Raw genomic sequence first — 21,121 nt, forward strand, 5'->3', positions numbered from 1 at the left:
CCCGCACGCTGCGAAGTGAGAGACCCGCATGTCATTCGAACCGATCGCCGTCGTCGGGCGGGGCTGTGTGCTGCCCGACGCGCTGGATCCCGACACTTTCTGGGAGAACATCGCCGCGGGCCGCTCCAGTCTGTCGCCCGCTCCCCAGGGCCGGTGGCGGCTGCCGCGCGAGCGGGCGATGGGCCGGGTGGACGACCACCTCGACCGCACCTGGACGGACGTCGGCGGATACGTACGGGACTTCGAGTCCGTCTTCGACCCGAGTGGCTTCCGGGTCCCCCCGGAACACCTCGTGTCCCTGGACCCGCTCTTCCACTGGACCCTGTACGGCGTCCGGCAGGCACTCACGGAGGCCGGCCGGGAGGGTCCCCTGCCGCGGGCGGGGCTGGTGCTGGGCAACCTCCTCTACCCCACGACCGGCGGGGCCGAGTACGCCGAGCACGTCTGGCTGTCCGACCAGCGGCCCCCGCTCAGGGAGGCCCTGCTGCGCGTCGGGCCGCGCGAGCGGCCCGACGCCCGCAACCGCTTCTCGGCCGGGTTCCCCGCCCTCCTCGCGGCCCGGGCCCTCGGACTCGGCGCGGGCGCCTGGTCCCTCGACGCCGCCTGCGCGTCGTCGCTCTACGCCGTCAAGCTGGCCTGCGACCGGCTGCACGACGGCACCGCGGACCTCATGGTGGCCGGCGCCGTCAGCCGCCCTGACCCCCTCTACCCGCACGTCGGTTTCTGCGGGCTGTCGGCGACGAGCCGCACCGGCCGCAGCCGGCCCTTCCACCGGGACGCGGACGGGCTGCTGCACGGCGAGGGCGCCGGATTCGTCGCCCTGATGCGGCTGCCCGACGCCCGCGCCGCCCGGCTGCCCGTGCTCGGCGTGATCCGCGGCATCGGGCTGTCCAACGACGGGCGCGGCGCCGGGCTGATCAGCCCGGCCGAAGAGGGCCAGGTACGCGCGATGCGCCTGGCGTACGACATGGCGGGCGTGGATCCCGGCACCGTGTCGCTCGTCGAGTGCCATGCCACGGGGACACCGGTCGGGGACGCGGTGGAGGTGCGTGGCATGGCCCGGGTGTTCGGGGCGGGCGCCGACGTGCCCATCGGCTCGGCGAAGTCGAACGTCGGGCATCTGCTGGCCGCGGCCGGTGCGGCCGGGCTGCTGAAGGTGCTCGGCGCGCTGCGGGCGGGCGTCCGGCCCGCCACGCTCGGGGCGGAACGGCCGCTGGAGGCGCTGGCGGACACGCCGCTGCGTGTGCTGACCGCGCCGGAACCGTGGTCCGGTCCGCGCCGGGCGGCGGTCAGCGCGTTCGGGTTCGGCGGGACCAACGCCCATCTGGTGGTGGACCTCCCCGAGGACGCCACCGCCACCGTCGTGCCGCCACCACCGCCTCCCCGGCCCGCCTCCACCGTGCCCGCGCCGGGCCGGGGGCCGGACCGCGTGTCACCGGACGCCCGTACCCCGGTGGCGATCGTCGCCCTCGGGGCACGGGTGGGCGACGGCGCCCGCACCGAGGACTTCCGGCGCGCGGTGCTGGACGGCGAACGGCGCGGCCCCGCGGGGGAGATCGCCGTCGAGCTGCGCGACCTGTGCTTCCCGCCCCTGGCCCTGAAGCGGACGACGCCCCAGCAGCTCCTGGTGCTGGAGGCGGCGCGGGAGGCCGTACGGTCCGTGCGCCTGCCCCGTGAGCGGACCGTGGTGGTCATCGGCGCGGGGGTGGACCCGGAGGTGGCCCGGGCGGGCGCCCGCTGGCGGGTGCCCCACTGGCTGGAGCGGGCCGGACTGCCCGGCACGGCCTCGTCGGAGGAACAGGCGCGGGACGCGTTCGGACCGCCCATGACCGCGGAGGCGGTGGTGGGCGGCATGCCCAACCTCGCGGCGAACCGGATCAGCACCCAACTCGACCTCGGCGGAGCCGGGTTCGTGGTCTGCGCGGAGGAGGCGTCCGGGCTGGTGGCGCTGGAACTCGGCGCCCGGGCCGTACGGTCCGGTGAGGCCGACGCCGCGCTCGTCGGAGCCACCGACCGGTCCTGCGAAGCGGTCCACCGAAGCGCCCGGCGCGCGCTCGGCCGTACGGACGAGGCGGGGGACGCCGCCGTCGTCCTCGTCCTCAAGACCCTCGACGCCGCGCGCCGCGACGGCGACACGGTCCTGGCCCTCCTCGACGAGGACACCACCGGGGAACCCGACCTGGTCGTAGGGGACGGACCCGACGCCGGGTTCGACCCGGCGTCGGCCTTCGGCCACGCGCACGCCGCGTCCGGACTGCTCTCCGCCGCGGTCGCGGTGCTCGCCCTCCGGCACCGCGCCGTACCGCGTACGGGCGCGCCCGCCGACCTCACGACCGTCCCGCACACCGCGCGGGCCACGGTGACCCCCATGGAGGGGCCCGCCGTCGGTGTCCGGCTGCGCGCCGCGGACACCCGGCCGCTGCTGCGCGGCCCGGCGCCACGCCTGCACGTCTACTCCGGAGCCGACCGCCGAGAGGTGCTGGCCGCGCTGGAACGCGGCGCGGAGTCCGACGCGGGACCGGCCCGGCTGGTCCTCGTCGCCGACGACGCGTTCCCCGGCCGCAGGGAGGCCGCGCGCCGCTGGCTGGCCGGGGGCGGGGCCCGCCCGGCCGACGTGCTGTACCGGGACCGGCCGGTCACGGGGCAGACCGCGTTCGTCTACACGAACGGCTCGGCGACCTACCCCGGCATGGGCCGTGAACTGCTGCTCGCACTGCCCTCGCTCGGCGACGCCGTCCGGGCCGGCCACCGGGCGACCGGCACCCGGCTGCGGTCGCCCGCGGAGCACGGGGTGTTCGAGCAGATCTGGGCCGCCGCCGAACTCGCGGTGTTCCACACCGTCCTCACCCGCGACATCCTCGGGCTGTGTCCCGACGCCGCCCTCGGGTACTCCTCCGGCGAATCGGCAGCCCTGGTGGCACTCGGGGTCTGGCAGGACGTCGCGGCGCTGTACCGGACCACCCGCGACAGCGGGCTGTTCACCACCGAACTCACCGGCGAACTCCGGGCGGTCCGGCGCCACTGGGAACGCCGGGGCGTAGCCGGCCGCCACTGGTCGAGCTACCTGGTCACCGCCCCACTGGAAGCCGTGCGCGCCGAACTCGCCGCGGAGCCCGCGGTCCACCTGATGGCGGTGAACGCGCCCGGGGTCTGCGTCATCGGGGGCGAGTCCCGCGCGTGCGCCGCCGTCGTGGCCAGGATCGGCGTCGACCGCGCGATCCGGCTCGACTACGACCTCGCCGCCCACGCCCCCGAGCTCGCGGAGGTCCGTGAGGTGTGGCACGCGGCCCACCTCCATCCCACCGCCGACGTACCCGGGGTGCGGTTCTACAGCGGGGCCACCGCGCGGGCGTACCGGCCGACGGCCGAACGGGCCGCGGAGGCGCTCACCGCGCAGGGGCTGAACACCATCGACTTCGCGGCCACGGTCGAGCAGGCGTGGGCCGACGGCGTCCGCGTCTTCGTCGAGCACGGGCCGCGCAGACTGTGCACCGGCTGGATCACCCGGGTGCTCGGCGACCGGGACCACGTGGCCGTGGCACTGGACGCCCCGGGCACCGGGCTGCGGCAGACCTGCCTGGCGGTGGCCGAACTCGTGGCCGCGGGCGTGCCGGTACGCGCCGACGACCTGTTCGCCCGGCTCGCCGAGGCCGCCACCGAGGCCCCGGCCCCCGGTCCCGCCGTCACCGTGCCCTTCCCCGCCCCTCCCCGCCTGCCCGCACCGGACCAGGCCCGGGTGACGCTGCCCCGGGCTCCCGAACTGGCACCGGTGCCGCCGCCCGGCGCCGTCCCGACGGCCACAGTCCCGACGGCCGCCGTCGCGCCCCGTTCCGCCCCCGCCGGACGGCCCGCCCCGCCGACCGGTCCGGACGCCGGCCCGTCATCCCACGGGGTGCCGGATCCGCACGCGCCGGACACCCGCGCCCTGGTCCTCCGCCAGAGCCGACGCGTCGCCGCGGTGCACCAGGAGGTCCTCGCCGCCCACGCCGAGGCCCATCAGCGCTTCCTGCGCATGTCGGCCCTTGCGGTGACCGCCCTGACCCGCACTGCCGCGTCCGCACCGAGCGCGGCGCCCGCGCCCGTCTCCGTACCTCCGGCCCCCTTCGCCCGCACCGCGCTCCATCGGACGCTCCCGCCTCCGCGGGGCACCGTGCACAAGACCGTGCCGGGCTCGGCGCCCGCACCGACCGCGACGCCCGCGCCCGTCCGGCCGGCCGGCGCCGCCCGCACCGCACTCGAACAAGCGCCCCCGCAGGCTCCCGCACCCGGCACCGCGCCGGTACCCGCGCCCCCGCTCACCTCCCGCCCGGGCCCGAAGTTCGACCGGACCCAGTTGGAGCACCTCGCCACCGGCGACATCTCCGCACTGTTCGGCCCCCGGTTCGCCGAGCAGGACGCCTACCCGGTGCAGACCCGGATGCCCGCGCCGCCCATGCTGTTCGCGGACCGGGTCACCGGCATCGACGCGGTACCCGCGGCGCTGGCCACGCCCGGCCCGGTGCGCACCGACGGGACGATCTGGACGGAGACCGACGTCCGGCCCGGCAGCTGGTACCTGGACTCGGCCGGGCGCGTGCCGGCCGGCCTGGTCGTCGAGGCGGGCCAGGCCGATCTGCTCCTGCTGAGCTGGCTGGGCGTCGACCTGCTCAACCGGGGCGAACGGGCGTACCGGCTGCTCGGCTGCACCCTGACGTACCACGGCAGCCCGCCACGGGCGGGTGACACCCTGTGCTACGAGATCCACGTCGACGGCCACGCCGAACACGACGGCGTACGGCTGTCGTTCTTCCACTACGACTGCTACGTGGACGGCGAACTCCGGCTCAGCGTCCGCGACGGGCAGGCCGGGTTCTTCACGCCCGGGGAACTGGCGAACGCCGGCGGTGTGCGCTGGGATCCCGCCGAGCGTCCGCCCGGCGACGACCTGCCGGCCGACCCGCCCGCCGTGCGCTGCACCCGGAGCCGTTTCTCCGCCGACCAGGTGCGGGCGCTGGCCCAGGGACGGCCGGCGGACTGCTTCGGTCCCGGCTGGGAGGCGACCGCGGCCCACGTCCGGTCGCCGGGGATCGACGACGGCCGACTGCGGCTGCTGCACGAGGTGACCGCCTTCGACCCGGCCGGAGGGCCGTGGGGCCGCGGCTATCTGCGGGCCGAGACGCCCGTGTCGCCCGACGACTGGTACTTCGAGGGGCACTTCCGGAACGACCCCTGCATGCCCGGCACCCTGATGCTCCAGGGCGGCCTCCAGGCGATGGCGTTCTGCCTGGCGGCCATGGGGCACACCGTGGACCGGGACGGCTGGCGCTTCGAACCCGTCGACGGCCGCGCCTGCCGGGCCCAGTGCCGCGGCCAGGCGACCCCGGACAGCCGGCGGGTCGTCTACGAGGTGTTCGTGCGCGGCGTCTCGGCCGGCCCGGTGCCGACGCTGTACGCGGACGTGCTCGGCTCGGTGGACGGCAAGCAGGCGTTCCTGGGCCGGGACGTGGCGCTGCGGCTCGTCCCCGACTGGCCGCTGTCGCACTGGCGGCACTCGGGACCGCCCGCCGTGCAGGAGGACGGCACCCCGCTCCCGCTGCCAGTGCTGGGCGGGCTGGCCGGGCACCGGGAACGCGCCCCCGTGGCGACGGCGGCCGACGGTCTTCCCTTCGGCTACGCCTCGTTGCTGGCCTGCGCCTGGGGCAGACCGAGCGAGGCGTTCGGCGCCATGTACGAGCCCTTCGACGGCACCCGCAAGGTGGCGCGGCTGCCCGGCCCTCCGTACCACTTCATGAGCCGGATCGTCTCCGTGGACGGCCCGCAGGGCGGCCTGCGGGAGGGCAGCGCGGTCGTCGCCGAGTACGACGTGCCCGAGCGGGCCTGGTACTTCGAGCAGAGCGGCGGCCACGCGATGCCGTTCGCCGTGCTGATGGAGGTCGCGCTGCAGCCCTGCGGCTGGCTCGCCTCGTACGCCGGCAGCGCGCTGACCACCGGCGCGGACCTGCTGTTCCGCAACCTCGACGGGACGGGGACGGTCACCGGCGAGGTCACGCCCGCGACGCGCACGGTCCGCACGCACGCCGAACTGACCCGCGTCTCCCGCGGCGGAGACATGATCATCGAGTCGTTCGAGGTGAGGTGCACCGCCGACGGCGCGCCACTGTTCGCCCTCTCCACCGTCTTCGGGTACTTCCCGCGGTCCGCCTTCGACCACCAGCAGGGCCTGCCGGTCCCGGCCGGGGCCAGGGCGCGGCTGGACGAGCCCGGAGGCGCCACGGTCGATCTGACCGCCCGGCCCGCCGGACACGGCGCCGGGCAGCTGTGCCTGCCCGGCCCCATGCTGCTGATGCTCGACCGGATCACCGGCCACTGGCCGGACGGGGGCAGCGCGGGGCTGGGGCGGCTGCGGGCGGAGAAGGACGTGGACCCGGAGGAGTGGTTCTTCCGCGCGCACTTCTTCCAGGACCCGGTGCAGCCGGGGTCGCTGGGCGTCGAGGCCATGTGCCAGCTCCTCCAGTACCACCTCCTCGCACGCGGCGCCGCGGACGGCGTCCCGCACCCGCGGTTCGAGCCGGTGCTGCCCGGCCGTGAGACGGCCTGGACGTACCGCGGCCAGATCACCCCGGCCAACCGGCTGATCCGGGTGGACATGGACATCACGGAGAGCGGAACGGACGCACGGGGCCCCTACGCGGTCGCGGACGCGGCGCTGTGGGGCGACGACACCTGCATCTACCGGGTGCGCGGACTCGGCGTGCGGGTGGTGCCCGGGGCGCCGCCCCGCGCCACGCCCTCCCCTTGACCCCGGCTCCGCCTGTGCCGCCGCAGGTCAGCGCTGCGGCGCCTCGGGCCGCCGGGGTGCTGTGCTGGTGACGCCGTCCGCCTCGGCGGCGTCGGCGAGGGCCTGGGCGGCCGCCTCGGCCGCCTGCGCGGTGTCGTTCGCGGCCTGGGCCGCCATGTCGTCGTCGGACGGCTTCGCGCGGGTGGCCGGTGACGGCGGCAGCACCTCGCTGAAGGCCCGGGACACCCCCTGGAGCGCCGAGGTGATCTCGCTGGGGATCACCCAGAAGTTGTTGCCCTGGCCCTGGGCGAGCTGGGGGAGGGCCTGGAGGTACTGGTAGGCGAGGAGCTTGGGATCGGGGTCGTTGCGGTGCACGGCCTGGAAGACCTCGTCGATGGCCCGGGACTGCCCCTCGGCCTGGAGGATCGCGGCGGTGCGGTTGCCCTCCGCGCGCAGGACGGCGGCCTGCTTGTCGCCCTCGGCGGTGAGGATCTGCGACTGGCGCTGCCCCTCGGCGCCGAGGATCGCGGCCCGCTTGTCCCGCTCGGCCCGCATCTGCTTCTGCATCGCGTCCTTGATCGACTGCGGGGGGTCGATGGCCTTGATCTCCACCCGGTTGACGCGCAGCCCCCACTTGCCGGTCGCCTCGTCCAGCACGCCCCGGAGCTGGCTGTTGATGGTGTCGCGTGAGGTGAGGGTCTTCTCCAGGTCCATGGACCCCACGACGTTGCGCAAGGTGGTGACGGTGAGCTGCTCCACGGCCTGGAGGAAGTTCGCGATCTCGTAGAACGCCGCACGCGGGTCGGTGACCTGGAAGTACAGGACGGTGTCGATCTCCACAACGAGGTTGTCCTCGGTGATGACCGGCTGCGGTTTGAACGAGACGACCTGCTCGCGCAGGTCGATCAGCGGGTGCACACGGTCGATGTAGGGGATGACGAGGCTGAGGCCGGGGGTCAGGGTCCGGTGGTAACGGCCGAGCCGCTCGACGTTGCGCGCACGCGCCTGGGGGACGATGCGCACCGCCCGTACCAAGGTGAAGATCACCAGCAGGGCGACGATCAGGCCGGCGATCAGCGAAGCTGAGATGTCCATCGTTTCAGTCCCGGGGGTAGACGAGCGCGGTGGCGCCTCTGATCTCCATGACGTCGACGGTCGATCCGGCCGAGATCACCAGCGTCTCGTCGTAGGAGCGGGCTGTCCACTCCTCGCCGTCGATACGGACCCTGCCGTCGGAATCCGACACCTCCGAGACGACGTAGGCGGGCTTGCCGATCAGCGCGTCCACGCCGAACCGTGCCGTCTGCGGCCGGTGCAGATGACGCAGCGCGACGGGGCGTACGAAGATCAGCGTGCCCGCCGCGAGGACGGCGTAGGCCAGGAACTGCAGGGGCGCGGGCAGCCCGATCCCGGCGAGTCCCGCCGTGGCCAGCGCGGCCACGCTCAGCATCCCGAGAGCGGCGGTGAGCGTGCAGATCTCCACGACGGCGAGCACCGCTGCGACGATCAGCCAGATCAGCCATGGATCCATGACGCGCCCCTCACCGGTTCGGGTCAGCGCGGAGGCCCGTCCCCCGGCGCGGTCCCGAGAGCGGCCGCACCGGGGGAACTTTTGCCTGGCCCTTACCCAGGTGCCGCGCGCGCTGAACGTGAAGCGCCCACCGGGCTGCGGAACGACAGAAGCCCCTTCCTGACCCGGCGACCCTGTCCCCGCACGGCCCGTACCGCCGGCCGGGCGTCCGCCCGGCCGGCGGTACGCGTCGGTCAGGGCGTCACCGCGGTGCCGCCGAAGGTCACCACCAGGCGGCCGTCCGAGGCGAAGGACCACCGCAGGGCGCCGCTGTACGCGGAGCACCGGGAACCGTTCGAGCCGGTCCAGAACTGGTTCGAGGCGTCGGCGTCGCCCACGGTCTTGTCGTTCGACCCGTCGCCGCTGCGGCACGAGGTGTTGCCGCGGAACACCGACGTGCCCTTGTCGAACGAGAAGTTGCGCTGGGCGTTGTCGACGCTGACGTTGTCCGACACCGTCATCGAGCCCGGGTTGCTGTTGTAGGTGAACCCGTGCTTGCCGTTGGCGTAGGCGATGCTGCGCCGGACGACGTGGTCGACCTGGATGTCCTCGCCGCCGAGCTTGTAGCCGTTGCGGTCGCCGCTGGAGTTCTGGGTGCCGTCGGAGAGGGTGCCGTTCCCGTAGGCGAGGGAGTCCTCGATGGTCACCGGGCCGATGGGGCCGGTGTCCGTCTTGGTGTAGAGGTCCCAGCCGTCGTCGATGTTGTGGTGGGAGACGGCGTAGCGGAAGACGTTGCCGGTCCCGACGGTGAGCTTCGCGGCGAAGCCGTCGGCGTCCTCGCCGTCGGAGTCGGCGTTGTCGTGCGACTCCGCGCTCAGGATCAGGTTGTCCGACGGCCACTGGTCGCGGGGCGTGGTGGAGGCCGCCCGGGACAGCTGGAGTCCGGTGTCGCGGTTGAAACGGGTGACGGTGCGCTCGATGACGTTGTCGCTGCCGCCGACGAAGATCCCGTTGTCCCCGGCGTGTTCGACGACGAGGCCCTTGAGGTGCCAGTACGAGGCGTTCAGGGCGAGACCGCGGTTGGCCGGGTCCTCGCTCTGCGCGGAGAAGTTCAGCACCGGTGTCTCGCCCGGGTAGGCGGACAGTTCCGTGCGGTCGCCCGAGGTGCCGTCCTTGCCCTGCGGGATGGTGACGGTCTGCGCGTAGCGGTAGGTGCCGCCGCGGAGGTAGATCGTGCCGCCGGGGGTGACGCGGGCGATCGCCGAGGGGAGCGTCGTCGGGTCGGACCGGGTGCCGGACGCGCCGTCGGTGCCGTTCGGCGCCACGTACAGGGCGGAGCCGGACGTCGGAGGCGTCGTGCCGTCGCCCGTCACCTCGGCGTCGAGGAAGTCGAGGTTGGGCAGGCCTGCGGAGGTGGTGGGACTGATCCGGACGGTGTTGCCGCCCGCCTTCACCGGCACCGTGAGCGTCTTCGTCACCCACGTCGACCAGGCGCCGGTGGCCTCGAAGGAGGCCGACGTGACGGTGGTGCCGTTCACGATGATGTCCGCGGGGCGGATTCCGGTGGTGCCGTTGGCGAAGCGGACCTTCAGCGTCGCGGTGCCCGCGGCGGGGGCGTCGACGGTGAACTGGGCGTAGGCGCCGGCCTTGTTGGCGCCGTTGCAGAATCCGCTGCCGGAGTAGCCGGCCCAGTCGGAGTCGAGGGTGCCGGTGCAGACCGCCGGGGAGCTCTCGGCCTCGTGGCGGACGGACGCGGCCTGCGCCGTGGGGCCGGACAGGGCGACGAGGGTGCCGGCCAGCAGGCCCGCGCAGGCGGTGAGGGGTCTCATGCGCATCGTGTCTCCAGGTGGGTCGTTTCCCAGGACCGGGTGGGGGGAGTGCAGACGAGAAAGCGCTTTCGAGACGGACCGTAGAGGCTTGCCGTGAACGCGTCAATGGATGTGTACGTGTTCTGTATTCACTCCTCTGAACGACCGAAGGGGTGTCAGAACCGTTCCGGCGTGTCGTGACCCGCGTGCCGGGCACTGGGGGACGATGGGGGCTCCTCGGGCAGAGACGGGACCGGCCGGACAGGGAGGGCGCGTGGATCAGCGGGCCGTACGGGAGGCGACCGCGACACCGGGCGGGCCGGACCCGGCCGGCGCTCGGGGACACGGTCACGCCCCGGGCCGGGAGGCGACGGACACCCGGCGGCGCATCCCCCGCACCGACACCGTGCTGCGGGACCCGAGGCTCGCGGAGGCGGTGCACCGGCTCGGTTCCGACGCGGTGAAGGCGGCCGTCCGACAGGCCCAGGGCCGGGCCCGCGAAGGGACGGTCCCGCCCGAGGGCGTCGCGGACACGGCCCTCGCCCTGCTGCCGCCCACGGCCGGCGGACTGCGTCCGGTGATCAACGCCACCGGCGTGCTGCTGCACACCAACCTGGGCCGGGCCCCGCTGTCACGGACGGCCCGCCGCGCCGTACAGGAGGCCGCCGGGCCGACGGACGTCGAACTCGACCTGAGCACCGGCGCGCGCGCCCGCCGGGGACGCGCCGCACTGGCCGCCCTGCGGACACGGGTGCCCTCGGCCGGCGGTGTGCACGTCGTGAACAACGGCGCCGCCGCACTGGTCCTGGTGGCGACCGCGCTCGCCGCCGGGCGCGAGATCGTCATCAGCCGCGGGGAGATGGTGGAGATCGGGGACGGTTTCCGCCTGCCCGACCTGCTGGAGTCGACCGGCGCCCGGCTCCGCGAGGTCGGCACCACCAACCGCACCCACGTCGCCGACTACGCCGACGCCCTCGGCCCGCGGACGGGCTTCGTCCTCAAGGTGCACCCCTCCAACTTCCGCGTCAGCGGATTCACCCACGCCGCCGCCACCGCCGAACTGGCCGCGCTGGGCGTCCCGGTCGTCGTCGACATCGGCTCCGGACTGCTCTCGCCCCACCCACTGCTGCCCGACGAACCGGACGCCGACAGCCAACTGCGCGCCGACGCCGCCCTGGTGACGGCCAGCGGCGACAAACTGCTCGGCGGACCCCAGTGCGGACTGCTCCTCGGCGACGACGACCTCGTGCGGACGGTGTCCCGGCACCCCCTCGCCCGCGCCCTGCGCGTGGACAAGCTGACCCTGGCCGCGCTGCAGGCGACCCTGACCGGCCCCGGCACCCCGACCGCCGACGCCCTGGCCACCGACCCGGAGCTGCTGCGTCACCGCGCCGAACGGCTGGCCTCCGCGCTGAGCGGCGACGGCGTCGACGTCAAGGCGGTGCCGAGCGACGCGACGGTCGGCGGCGGCGGCGCCCCCGGCGTGACACTGCCCAGCGCGGCCCTGTCCCTGCCCGAGGCGTACGCGGGCGCGCTGCGCACCGGCCGGACCCCCGTGGTGGGACGCCTGGAGGGCGGCCGGTGCCTGCTCGACCTGCGCGCCGTACCGGCCGAGGACGACGAGCGGCTGGCCGAGGCCGTACGGGCCGTGGCGGAGAGGTAGGCGGCCATGCGGGTGGTGGCCACCGCCGGTCACGTCGATCACGGCAAGTCCGCCCTGGTGCGGGCGCTGACGGGCATGGAACCCGACCGTCACGAGGAGGAGCGTCGCCGGGGGCTCACCCTGGACCTCGGATTCGTCTGGACCCGGACCGAGGACGACGGGGACCTCGCCTTCGTGGACGTGCCCGGGCACGAGCGGTTCGTCGCCACCATGCTGGCCGGCGTCGGGCCGGTGCCCGCCGTGCTCTTCGTGGTCGCCGCCGACCAGGGCTGGCAGCGGCAGTCGCAGGAGCACCTCGCGATCGTCGACGCCCTCGGCGTACGGCACGCCGTCCTCGCGGTCACCCGCAGCGACCTCGCCGACCCCGGGCCCGTACGCGCCGACGCGGTCGAACGCCTCGCCGCCACCTCCCTGGGCAAGGTGCCCTCCGTCGCGGTGAGTTCCGTCACCGGCGCCGGACTCGGCGAGCTGCGCGAGGCGTTGGGGCGGATGGTCCGCTCCCTGCCCGTGCCGCCGGCCGATGCCGACGTACGGCTGTGGCTCGACCGCGCCTTCACGGTCCGCGGACGCGGCACGGTCGTCACCGGCACGCTCGGCGCGGGCACGCTGCGCGTCGGCGACCGGCTGCTGACCGGCGACGGCACGGCCCCGGTGCGGGTGCGCGGGCTGCAGTGCCTGCACGAGGAACGGGCCGCCGTGAGCGGGGTGGCCCGCGTGGCGGTCGACGTGCACGGAGCCGTCGACGGAACCCTGCGCCGGGGCCAGGTCCTGCTGTCACCGGACCGCTGGCTGCTCACCGCGCTCATCGACGTCCGCGTCACCGGGGAACCGGTCGCCGGTCTGCCCCGGGCCTCGACCCTGCACATCGGGACGGCCGCCGTGCCGGTGACCGTCCGCCCCCTCGGCGAGGACACGGCCAGGCTCACCCTCGCCCGCCCGCTGCCCCTGCGCGTCGGCGACCGCGCCGTCCTGCGCGAACCGGGCGGCACCCGTGTCCCCTGCGCGGTGACCGTCCTCGACGTACGTCCGCCCCGCCTGACCCGGCGCGGAGCCGGCCGTGCCCGCGCCGGGGAACTGGCCGCGATGACCGGACGCCCGGACGGCACCGCCGAACTGCGGCGGCGTCGGCTCGTACGACGCGGCGAACTGCTGGCGATGGGCGTACCCCCGCCGGCCGAGCCCGTCGCCGGGGACTGGCTGGCCGACGCCGGCCACTGGACACGGCTGCGCGCCCGCCTCGCCGAGGAGGTCGAGCGGCACGCCCGGCGGCACCCGATGGAGCCGGGCCTGCCCGCCGAGGCCGCGCGCCACCTGCTCGGCCTGCCCGACCGGCTGCTGATCGACGCCCTCGCCCGGACCCCCGGAGGCAGACAACTGCACCACCGCCAGGGCCGGTTGTACGGAGCCGACGCCACGCCCACCCTGTCCCCGGCCCTGCGCGCGGCCGTCGACGCCGTACGCGACGACCTGTCCCATGCCCCCTTCCGCGCACCCGAGGCGGACCGGCTGACGGAACTCGGCCTCACCCGCAAGGCACTGGCAGCGGCCGTCGCCGCCGGAGTACTCCTGCGGGTCGGCGACTCCCTCGTGCTGCTGCCGGGCGCGGACACCCGGGCCGCCGCGGTCCTGGCCCGCCTGCCACAGCCGTTCACCCTCAGTGAGGCCCGCCGCGCCCTGGACACGACGCGCAGGGTGGCCGTACCCCTGCTGGAGCACCTGGACGCGCGAGGGCTGACGGAACGGGTGGACGACCGGCACCGACGCTGCCGGCCAGCCGACGACCCACGTTGACCCGGCGGAGCTCGGTCCCTCGGCCGGGGAGGAGCGGCACAGCCCTCTGCCGGGGTGCGCCGATGTCAGTGATCAGACAGTTCCGGGTCACCTTCGACTGTGCGGAACCGGAGCGCGTGGTGAGCGTGCAGTGACCCCTCGGGTGTGGGGCCGAGACTGTTCTTCCAGCGCGTCCCCGAAGGCAAGACCGTCAAGCGCCGGCTGCATCTCGACGTGCGCGTCGGCACGGGGCTCGTCGGTCAGGAGCGCCTGGCCACGCTCGAGGTCGAACGCGCACGGCGCGTCGCGCTCGGCGCGGTGCACGTGCGCAGCCTCCTCGCCGACGAGGACGACGAGTCGTGCATCGTCATGCAGGACATCGAGGGCAACGAGTTCTGCCTCGGCTGAACATCCACCGGGACGGCGAGGAGACGGCCTGCTGCGGTCGGTCGCACCGACGGCCCACCCAGGGTGTGTAAAAGGTGTGAATGGTACATGTGTGGCGTGGAACTCCATTCCCGACCCTCACAGAACGGAGCAGCCGTGATCATCAAGAAGATGCACGACATGGGCATCCGCAGCGAACACGCCTACCTCGCCGGTGTCGCCTCCATCGGCCTCAGCGTCGTCTCCTGGATGTGCAGTCTCAAAGCCGAACCCCACGGCGTCGACCGCGCCGACCGGTGGGGCATCTTCGTCGGCGAATGGGCGCCCACCTTCATCGGCCTCGGCCTCGCCCTCTCCCACTACGAACAGCAGGAAGGCACCCTCACCGGGTCACTCCACAAGATGGGCTGACAGCACGGATGCCCGCCCCTCACGGGGCGGGCACCCGTACCTCGGGCGTCGCGGCAGAGGGGACGGTGACCGTCACCACCAGGCGCCACGGCCACCCGTGGGGTGACGACCGGAGAGGCCACGAACGGGCACCGCCCCGGCAGCGGTCACTGCTCCCGGCTCGCACCGCGATCATCCCGCCCTCCGCCCGGATGCGCCCGCACTCGTGCAGTGCGCGACCGGCGCCCGGTTTTCCCACCGTGCACGTCGACCGGACCAGCGCGGACGCGCGACTGCTCCCACGTCCGGCACTGCGCCGCAATGTCCAGAGCCCACTCCGCTCGGGCTGCGGCGTCAGCCGAGACGCCGACGCCGCGGGGTGGTCGTGGCCGGTCTTCATCCTCCGGCACTGGTGATGCGGGGGTGGAGTGGCTCGACCGGAGCGGTGGGAAGTCGGCCACGAGCTGTGGACGGTGATCGAGCGGCCGCCACCGAAGGCGGAGCGTCGGCCCCGGCACCTCGGGCGAAGGCGGCATCCGGGTCGGCTGGTGTTCCAGGGCGTCCTGTTCGTCCCGTGCACGGGGATCGCCTGGGCGCATCCGCCGCAGGAACCCGGCTTCGGCTCGGGCACGCCCTGCGGGCGCCGCCCGGCCGAGTGGACCGAGGCCGGAGTCCGGCCCCGGCTGCACGGGGTCCTTCTGGCCGAGCACTGAAAGGGGAGCCAAGACAGGACGAAGCTCCGTTGACCGGTGCAGGACGGGCAGCAGGCACCACCTGATCACCGACGCCACCGGTGCCCCGCTCGCCGCTTTGGCAGGCGGCGGCCGCAACGACGTCACCCAGCTGATTCCGCTGCTTCAGGCGGTGCCGCCGGTGCGGGCAACGCGGCCGGACCCGGCACCGCCCGGATGTGGTGCTGGGCGACCGCGGCTACGACCACGACAAGTACCGCCGCCTCGTCCGGGACCTCGGCGTGGAGCCGCTGATCGCCCGTCGGGACACCGAGCACGGCTCCGGACTCGGCGCCCAACGCTGGGTCGTGGAGCGAACATTCGCCCACCTGTACCGGTTCCGCCGCCTGCGGATCCGCTGGGGGATACGCGACGACATCCACGAAGGCTTTCTCACCCTCGGATGCGCACTGATCCGCCGGCGACGTCTGATCTCCCGAACAGGGGCTTCAAGACAGGCACGGCCTGCGTCGACAGCCCGGTGGCCGGCCTCAGGCCGGCTTGCGCCACACGGAGATGTGCTTCGCGGAGTCCTGGGTGAACGGCGCCCCGTCCCAGTCCGCGACGCGACGTTCCAGCTCGAGCCCGGCGATCCGCGCCATCAGGTCGAGCTCCGCCGGCCAGGCGTACCGGTGTCGGGAGTTCTCCCGGCGGTAGTGACCGCCGTCGCCGTCGCGGGTGAAGTGGTGCGAGACGAGCATCTGCTCGACCAGGTCGAAGGTGTCGAAGCCGAGATGCTGCTCGGAGACGTCGAACGGCACCGCGACCTGGCCGGGCGGCAGGAACCGCAGCGGTGGTACACCCAGCTCGATGACGAACCGGCCGCCGGGCTCCAGATGCCGTGCGGCGTTGCGGAAGCACTCGACCTGCTCGTCCTGGGTGAGCAGGTTCGTGATGGTGTTGTAGACGAGATAGACCAGGGTGAACTCACCGGGAACGACGGTGGTGGCCATGTCCCCGATGACCACCGGGAGCGTGTCCTCGTCGATCTTGCGCCGCAGCACCGCTGCCATGTGCTCGGACAGTTCGATGCCCACGACCGGCACGCCGCGTTCCCGGAGCGGGACTCCCACTCGTCCGGTTCCGATGGCGAACTCCAGTGCCCGGCCGTCTCCGGCGAGCTCGGTGAGGAAGGCGAGAGCCGGTCCGAGAACGGCAGCCGAAAACGCTTCGGTCTCCTCGGCGTCGTAACGGTCGGCGGTCGCACGGGTCCACAGTTCACTGCTCGTCACGGACGGCCACTTTGCCGGGGGCCGAGGGGTGCTGTCGACACGTTTACGTTCTCCGCGGCGCAGCGTGCACCACTCGTCGTCGCCTTCCCACGGCTTCGGCCGATCCACCGCGCACCCCGGATCGTCAGTTCCGGAGCGATTCCATCACCTCGGAGATCATTCCGTCAGGGGCTCCAAGAGGAGGAACGAAGCCGGGTGGACGATCAACAGCCTCAAGACCTCCCGGGCCGTAGCCACCAGGTTCGGCGGCGTGCCTACACCTTCCCCGGCACCGTCGCCTCGATCCGTCTCTGGCCTCGCTCCTGACCTGCACCACCCGCTCAAGCGACCTCGGTACACAGTTCAGCCTTCGAGCGACAGGAGTCCAGACCGCGTTGGCGCGTCAGCAAGCCAGGTCAGGTGTCACCCAACCCTGCAGCAGTCCCCTTCACGCAGGTGCGGTGATGGGTGACGTACGCGTCGAGGGCCTCACGGCTGGTGCAGCTTTGGCAGGCGACCGGGTGGATGATCGCGGCGGCCCTGTGGAGTGTCCGCTCGCCGAGGTCGATGCCGGTCTCCGCGGTGACCGAGACGTCGCACCAGGGGCAGGCTCGTCCGTCGCGCTGGGCGTCGGTCAGGAGCGGGCACATGCTCGCGAGGGGGATCAGGGTCGCGGCTGTGAGGATGCGCGCCATGCCTCGGCCGGTCGGAGTGACAGTGGTCACGGAGCCTGCTCCTCACCCAGCCGCGGTCCGAAGGCGTCCTCGGTCGCCGCAGCCAGGACGGATTCGATCGGTCGTGCCGAGGTGGGGGCATCGTTATGCCCGCCGTACGATCGGCAGACGTGGCACACATCTTCGAAGAGCTCGTGCAGATGCAGCGCGCCGCCGATCAGGCGCACGCCCAGGTCGAGCAGCTCCGGGACCAGTAAGGGCCGCCCGCCGCGACACCGTGGAGCGCGCAGCAGACCGAGACGTACGAGACCGCCTGGCGGGCCTGGCGCGACCTCGCCCGGGACGTACAGGCCGCGGTCACCGAGTACGCGAAGGAGCAGGGAGAGGCCCGGTACGACGCAGAGGCCGGTGTGAAGAAGGCGGCCCGGCACCCGGAGTAGGCGCCGGAGGTCCGCCGGCTACAGAGCTTCCGGCGGCACGTCCTCCCGCCAACCCGTCGGCCCGTCTCGTCCGGCGCGTACACGGACCGGCCACCCGGGTGCGCGCACCGGTCCCGTTCGGGTGATGCGCTCGACGCTCTCGCCTTGTCTGGCCCGGAAACTTCCTACCGTGCTGAGCACCCAGCCACCGAAATGGCTCGACCCTCTCAAGGAGTAACGCATGCGCCGCATTGCCGCTTTGACCATTGGGGCTTTCGCTCTCGTTGGTCTCCTCGCTGGGCCAGTGAATGCTGCCCCCGACCAGCCCACCGATGAGATCGTACCGCTCAGCTGCCTCTACTTGGGGATCCTCTGTCCGGTGGGCTACACGCCGTCGGCGAACTGACCGTCGTACGACAGTGCACGGGCCCGCTATCCCGGTCTCGGGGTGGCGGGCCGCGTGCTGTTCGGTGCGCCGGCCGGTGTACCGCCGGCGCCGCGGGTCTCGCTCGTCGGCGAGCGCCGGCTGCTGCTGCCGCTCACGGTCGGCGGCGGCGATGCGGGCCTCGCGGAGCGTCCGGTAGTTCGTCTTCCTCGCGGCGGGTACGGAGATCGGGGCGCGCTGGGCGGAGGCCGCGATGTCGTCGGCGCACGAGATGAGGGCGGCTTCGACGGCGCGCATCGTGTCGAGGATGTGCAGCCGGACGAGGACGGGACGTTCGCCGATCTGGAGGGGCTCCCGCTCCTGGGCGCGGAGGTGGGCGTCGTGGAGGTCGGTCCAGTGCATCGCGATGGTGCGAAGGTGGGTGGCGGTGGAGGCGGTGGTCATCGGGGCTCCGTGGTGCTGGTGGGACGGGGTACGGTGTGGCCACCGGACGGGGCGTGCCTGGCCTGGGGAGGTCTGTGGGCGCGCCCCTTCGTCGTGCTCAGAGGATGTGGTCGCTCTCGACGCAGTGCGACGACACGCACCGGCCGACAGGCGTCTCGGCCAGAGCGGCGTGGACGGCGTGCCAGATGAGCGCGTTGCGGTGGACGGGGTCCGGGGGCATGTACTGGCCGAGGTGGCGGATGTAGTCGTACACGGCGTCGTAGGCGGGCTGGCGCGGGTCAGAGGGGACGGGGATCGCGGGGTTGTGGTCGTCGTCAGTCGGCGGCTGGGGTCCGGCGTCGATGCTGGTGTCGACCATGGTCACTGCTCCGTGCTCTGGTCGGCGGGCTGGATGGCGTCGTGGAGTTCGACGAGGCGGGCGTCCCACCGGCGGGCGACGCTGGTGCCGAGCGGCGGCGGTCCGGCCGCGACCCACTGCTCGTACAGGGCGATGACGCGGGTGACGTTGTCCTCGGCGGAACGGTGAAGGCCGGAGAGGACGCGAGCGGTCGTCTCCAGCTCGCCCGGTCCGGCCGAGGCCGAGCAGGGCGAGGCTGATGAGCGGGAGGCCAGCGACGGCGACGCCGAGGAGGTGGCCGGCGGTCATGCGGCTTCTTCGTAGTCGGGTCGGTGTCGGGCCCAGCGGGCGGCGGCGTATCGGCCGCGGGCCCAGGTGGGGCGGTCCGGGCGGCGGATGGTGCGCCAGGCGAGTCGTGCGGTGCCCCAGGCGATGAGGACCAGGGCGTAGAGGACGAGGGTGGTGAGGGCGGCGAGGACGGTGAGCCAGGCGGCGAAGGCCCGGCCGAGGGCCCAGATGGTGTCGAGGGCTTCGGCGCTCACTGCCGCGCCTCGCAGTCGTGGTCGCCGGGCTCGAAGGGCTGCCCGTTCTCGTCGTGCAGGACGAGGCCGTCGTCTGCGTCGTACCAGCCGTCGCCGGTGGCGCCGCAGCTGCCGCACTCCCAGCGTCCGGCGAGGCCGATTCCGGTGAAGCCTCCGCTGTTCATCGCTGCGCCCGTCCTGCCGCGTCCCGGCGGCGAGCTTGCGGACGCGGAGCCAGGTGATGTGGACCGGGACCATCTCGGCGTGCTGGTGGCGGTTGTAGTCGTCGAGGGCGTCGAGGGCGTCGTCGTGACGGGCGATGTCCACCGCTCCGGAGCGGGCCGGGTGCAGGCGGCGGAACAGCTTGGTCAGCGCCTCACCGTCCCCGGCCGGCCCCGGCGGCACCTGCGCCTGGGCGTGCTCGAACCAGAACTTGTCGACCGTGGTGGTGATGTCCGCGATGACGTCGGTGTACTGGTCGGTGCGGATGGTGCCCTGGTGGTAGTCGTTGCCGCCGATGAGGACGGCGTAGTGCATGTGCTCGTAGCCGTTGACGGCGATCTGCCACAGCACCTGTGCGGTGACGTCATCGGAGGCGCCGGCGTGCCACTGCGCGGACTTGAACGCGCTGCGGGTCTTGGTCTCCAGTGCGCACGGGGCCTGCTCGTGGGAGTCGAGCGGGCACTCGGTGACGCGCCGGTCGAGGGTGGTCGTCCAGTGCGGGTGGTCGACGTGTGCGACGAGGCCGACGCGGCGGATCACGTTGCGGTTCTGCATGGCCCACCGGCGGACGACGTTCTCTTCGTTGACGGTGCCCCAGTAGGCGGCTTCGCCCTCTTCGGGAGCCCTTGGTGTGGCCACGGTGTGGCCATGGGGAGTGGGGGTTATGAGTCTTAGCAGGTCAGAAGCCTGGATGGAGCGGAGGCGGACAGGAATCGAACCTGCCTGCCCGAGATCCTCGGACACCTCGGTTTTGAAGACCGGGAGGGCCACCAGGCACCCACACGCCTCCACCGCCCGGCCAGGCTACACAGACACCCGGCCACTGTCCCGTCACCACCGAGGAGCACCGGCATGACATCGACGAGCGAGACCGCTGTACGCCTCACCCAGTACGCCCACGGCGGCGGCTGTGCCTGCAAGATCCCTCCCGGCGAACTCGAGGACGTCCTCGGCCCGCTGACCCGGGCGCGGACCGCCACGAGCGGCCTCCCGCTCCTGGTGGGGCTGGCCACCGGCGACGACGCGGCCGTCGTCACCCTGCCCGCGTCGCCCGGCGGCACCGCACAGGCCGTCGTGTCCACCGCCGACTTCTTCACCCCGGTCGTCGACGACCCCTACGACTGGGGCCGCATCGCCGCCGCCAACGCGCTCTCCGACGTCTACGCGATGGGCGGCCGCCCCGTCCTCGCGGTCAACCTGCTGGCCTGGCCGCGCGACGTCCTGCCCTTCGAACTGGCTCGCGAGGTGCTGCGCGGCGGCCTGGACATCGCCGCCGAGGCCGGCTGCCACGTGGGCGGCGGGCACAGCGTCGACGACCCCGAGCCCAAGTACGGCATGGCCGTCACCGGCCTCGCCGACCCGGCCCGGCTGCTGCGCAACGACGCCGGCCGGCCCGGCGTACCGCTGTCGCTGACCAAACCGCTCGGCCTGGGCGTGCTGAACAACCGTCACAAGGCGACCGGCGAGCGGTTCGAGCAGGCGGTGGCCGTCATGGTCGCCCTCAACCGGGACGCGGCCGCGGCGGCCCTGGACGCCGGAGCGGTCTGCGCCACCGACGTCACCGGTTTCGGCCTCCTCGGCCATCTGCACAAGCTGGCCCGCGCCTCCGGCGTGACCGCCGTGCTCGACACCGCCGCGGTGCCCTTCCTGGACGGCGCCCGGGAGGCGGTGCGCGACGGCTACGTCAGCGGCGGCACCCGGCGCAACCTGGAGTGGGTGGCGCCGTTCACCGACTTCGGGGACACCGACGCCGACACCCGCCTCCTGCTGGCCGACGCCCAGACCTCCGGCGGGCTGCTCGTGGCCGGTGAGGTGCCGGGGGCGCCCGTGATCGGCGAACTGGTCGCCCGCGGGCCGCACTCGGTCGTCCTGCGCTGACCCGGACGCGTGCG

Annotated in this window: 12 protein-coding genes, 1 tRNA gene and 3 pseudogenes; 8 read left to right on the plus strand and 8 right to left on the minus strand. The window is 73.6% G+C overall.

All coding sequences use genetic code 11. From position 1 onward, the window contains the following. Positions 1 to 28: 28 nt before the first annotated feature. Positions 29 to 6,778 carry a beta-ketoacyl synthase N-terminal-like domain-containing protein gene (locus ACIRFH_RS15205; RefSeq protein ID WP_403520569.1) on the plus strand — a complete coding sequence of 2,250 codons (6,750 nt, stop codon included), beginning with the start codon at positions 29 to 31 and terminating at the stop codon, positions 6,776 to 6,778. 27 nt (positions 6,779 to 6,805) lie between these two features. Here ACIRFH_RS15205 and ACIRFH_RS15210 read toward each other — a convergent pair whose 3' ends face one another. The 3 genes from ACIRFH_RS15210 to ACIRFH_RS15220 form a co-directional block, all read right to left on the minus strand. Next, positions 6,806 to 7,852, minus strand: coding sequence for an SPFH domain-containing protein (locus ACIRFH_RS15210; RefSeq protein WP_403520571.1), 1,047 nt, complete (start codon positions 7,850 to 7,852; stop codon positions 6,806 to 6,808). Between the two features lie 4 nt (positions 7,853 to 7,856). Beyond that, on the minus strand, positions 7,857 to 8,288 hold the full coding sequence (locus ACIRFH_RS15215; protein WP_403520573.1) for an NfeD family protein: 432 nt from the start codon (positions 8,286 to 8,288) through the stop codon (positions 7,857 to 7,859). Positions 8,289 to 8,521: 233 nt separating this feature from the next. Continuing rightward, positions 8,522 to 10,102 (minus strand): carbohydrate-binding protein, encoded by a 1,581-nt coding sequence (locus tag ACIRFH_RS15220; RefSeq protein ID WP_403520575.1) that lies wholly within the window; start codon positions 10,100 to 10,102, stop codon positions 8,522 to 8,524. 247 nt (positions 10,103 to 10,349) lie between these two features. On the opposite strand from ACIRFH_RS15220, the gene selA reads away from it, so the two are divergent. From selA to ACIRFH_RS15245, 5 genes and pseudogenes are all read left to right on the plus strand, one after another. Then, complete coding sequence (gene selA, locus ACIRFH_RS15225) at positions 10,350 to 11,738, plus strand: L-seryl-tRNA(Sec) selenium transferase (protein ID WP_403520577.1); 1,389 nt, start codon at positions 10,350 to 10,352, stop codon at positions 11,736 to 11,738. 6 nt (positions 11,739 to 11,744) lie between these two features. Further along, complete coding sequence (locus tag ACIRFH_RS15230; RefSeq protein ID WP_403520579.1) at positions 11,745 to 13,529, plus strand: SelB C-terminal domain-containing protein; 1,785 nt, start codon at positions 11,745 to 11,747, stop codon at positions 13,527 to 13,529. Between the two features lie 62 nt (positions 13,530 to 13,591). Continuing rightward, positions 13,592 to 13,916 (plus strand): annotated as a pseudogene (locus ACIRFH_RS15235) (VOC family protein). A gap of 135 nt (positions 13,917 to 14,051) precedes the next feature. Continuing rightward, positions 14,052 to 14,306, plus strand: coding sequence for a hypothetical protein (locus ACIRFH_RS15240; protein WP_403520581.1), 255 nt, complete (start codon positions 14,052 to 14,054; stop codon positions 14,304 to 14,306). A gap of 407 nt (positions 14,307 to 14,713) precedes the next feature. Continuing rightward, positions 14,714 to 15,432, plus strand: a pseudogene (locus ACIRFH_RS15245) (IS5 family transposase); the annotation flags it as partial. A 75-nt stretch (positions 15,433 to 15,507) separates the two neighbouring features. Here ACIRFH_RS15245 and ACIRFH_RS15250 read toward each other — a convergent pair. Then, positions 15,508 to 16,248, minus strand: a complete 741-nt coding sequence (locus ACIRFH_RS15250) for a class I SAM-dependent DNA methyltransferase (protein WP_403520583.1) — start codon at positions 16,246 to 16,248, stop codon at positions 15,508 to 15,510. A gap of 395 nt (positions 16,249 to 16,643) precedes the next feature. Continuing rightward, positions 16,644 to 16,952 (minus strand): hypothetical protein, encoded by a 309-nt coding sequence (locus tag ACIRFH_RS15255; RefSeq protein WP_403520585.1) that lies wholly within the window; start codon positions 16,950 to 16,952, stop codon positions 16,644 to 16,646. A gap of 119 nt (positions 16,953 to 17,071) precedes the next feature. Here ACIRFH_RS15255 and ACIRFH_RS15260 point away from each other — a divergent pair. Next, positions 17,072 to 17,341: pseudogene (locus ACIRFH_RS15260) on the plus strand (hypothetical protein). Positions 17,342 to 18,246: 905 nt separating this feature from the next. On the opposite strand, the gene ACIRFH_RS15265 reads toward ACIRFH_RS15260, so the two are convergent. The 3 genes from ACIRFH_RS15265 to ACIRFH_RS15275 form a co-directional block, all read right to left on the minus strand. Beyond that, positions 18,247 to 18,507: a hypothetical protein gene (locus ACIRFH_RS15265; RefSeq protein WP_403520587.1), complete on the minus strand. Its 261-nt coding sequence runs from the start codon at positions 18,505 to 18,507 to the stop codon at positions 18,247 to 18,249. 284 nt (positions 18,508 to 18,791) lie between these two features. Then, positions 18,792 to 19,868 carry a YqaJ viral recombinase family protein gene (locus tag ACIRFH_RS15270; protein ID WP_403520589.1) on the minus strand — a complete coding sequence of 359 codons (1,077 nt, stop codon included), beginning with the start codon at positions 19,866 to 19,868 and terminating at the stop codon, positions 18,792 to 18,794. 53 nt (positions 19,869 to 19,921) lie between these two features. Continuing rightward, positions 19,922 to 20,019: transfer RNA gene (locus ACIRFH_RS15275), tRNA-Sec, on the minus strand. Between the two features lie 62 nt (positions 20,020 to 20,081). Between ACIRFH_RS15275 and selD the strand changes: the two genes are divergently transcribed. After that, positions 20,082 to 21,107, plus strand: coding sequence for a selenide, water dikinase SelD (selD, locus tag ACIRFH_RS15280; RefSeq protein WP_403520591.1), 1,026 nt, complete (start codon positions 20,082 to 20,084; stop codon positions 21,105 to 21,107). Positions 21,108 to 21,121 lie beyond the last annotated feature (14 nt).

The sequence above is a fragment of the Streptomyces sp. NPDC093586 genome (genome assembly GCF_044764905.1).
Classification (GTDB): domain Bacteria; phylum Actinomycetota; class Actinomycetes; order Streptomycetales; family Streptomycetaceae; genus Streptomyces.

Bases quoted from the DNA above. Each gene is read 5' to 3' on its own strand.
- ACIRFH_RS15205 (WP_403520569.1), top strand. From the start codon at position 29: ATGTCATTCGAACCGATCGCCGTCGTCGGGCGGGGCTGTGTGCTGCCC.
- ACIRFH_RS15210 (WP_403520571.1), bottom strand. From the start codon at position 7,852: ATGGACATCTCAGCTTCGCTGATCGCCGGCCTGATCGTCGCCCTGCTG.
- ACIRFH_RS15215 (WP_403520573.1), bottom strand. From the start codon at position 8,288: ATGGATCCATGGCTGATCTGGCTGATCGTCGCAGCGGTGCTCGCCGTC.
- ACIRFH_RS15220 (WP_403520575.1), bottom strand. From the start codon at position 10,102: ATGCGCATGAGACCCCTCACCGCCTGCGCGGGCCTGCTGGCCGGCACC.
- ACIRFH_RS15230 (WP_403520579.1), top strand. From the start codon at position 11,745: ATGCGGGTGGTGGCCACCGCCGGTCACGTCGATCACGGCAAGTCCGCC.
- ACIRFH_RS15265 (WP_403520587.1), bottom strand. From the start codon at position 18,507: ATGGTCGACACCAGCATCGACGCCGGACCCCAGCCGCCGACTGACGAC.
- selD (WP_403520591.1), top strand. From the start codon at position 20,082: ATGACATCGACGAGCGAGACCGCTGTACGCCTCACCCAGTACGCCCAC.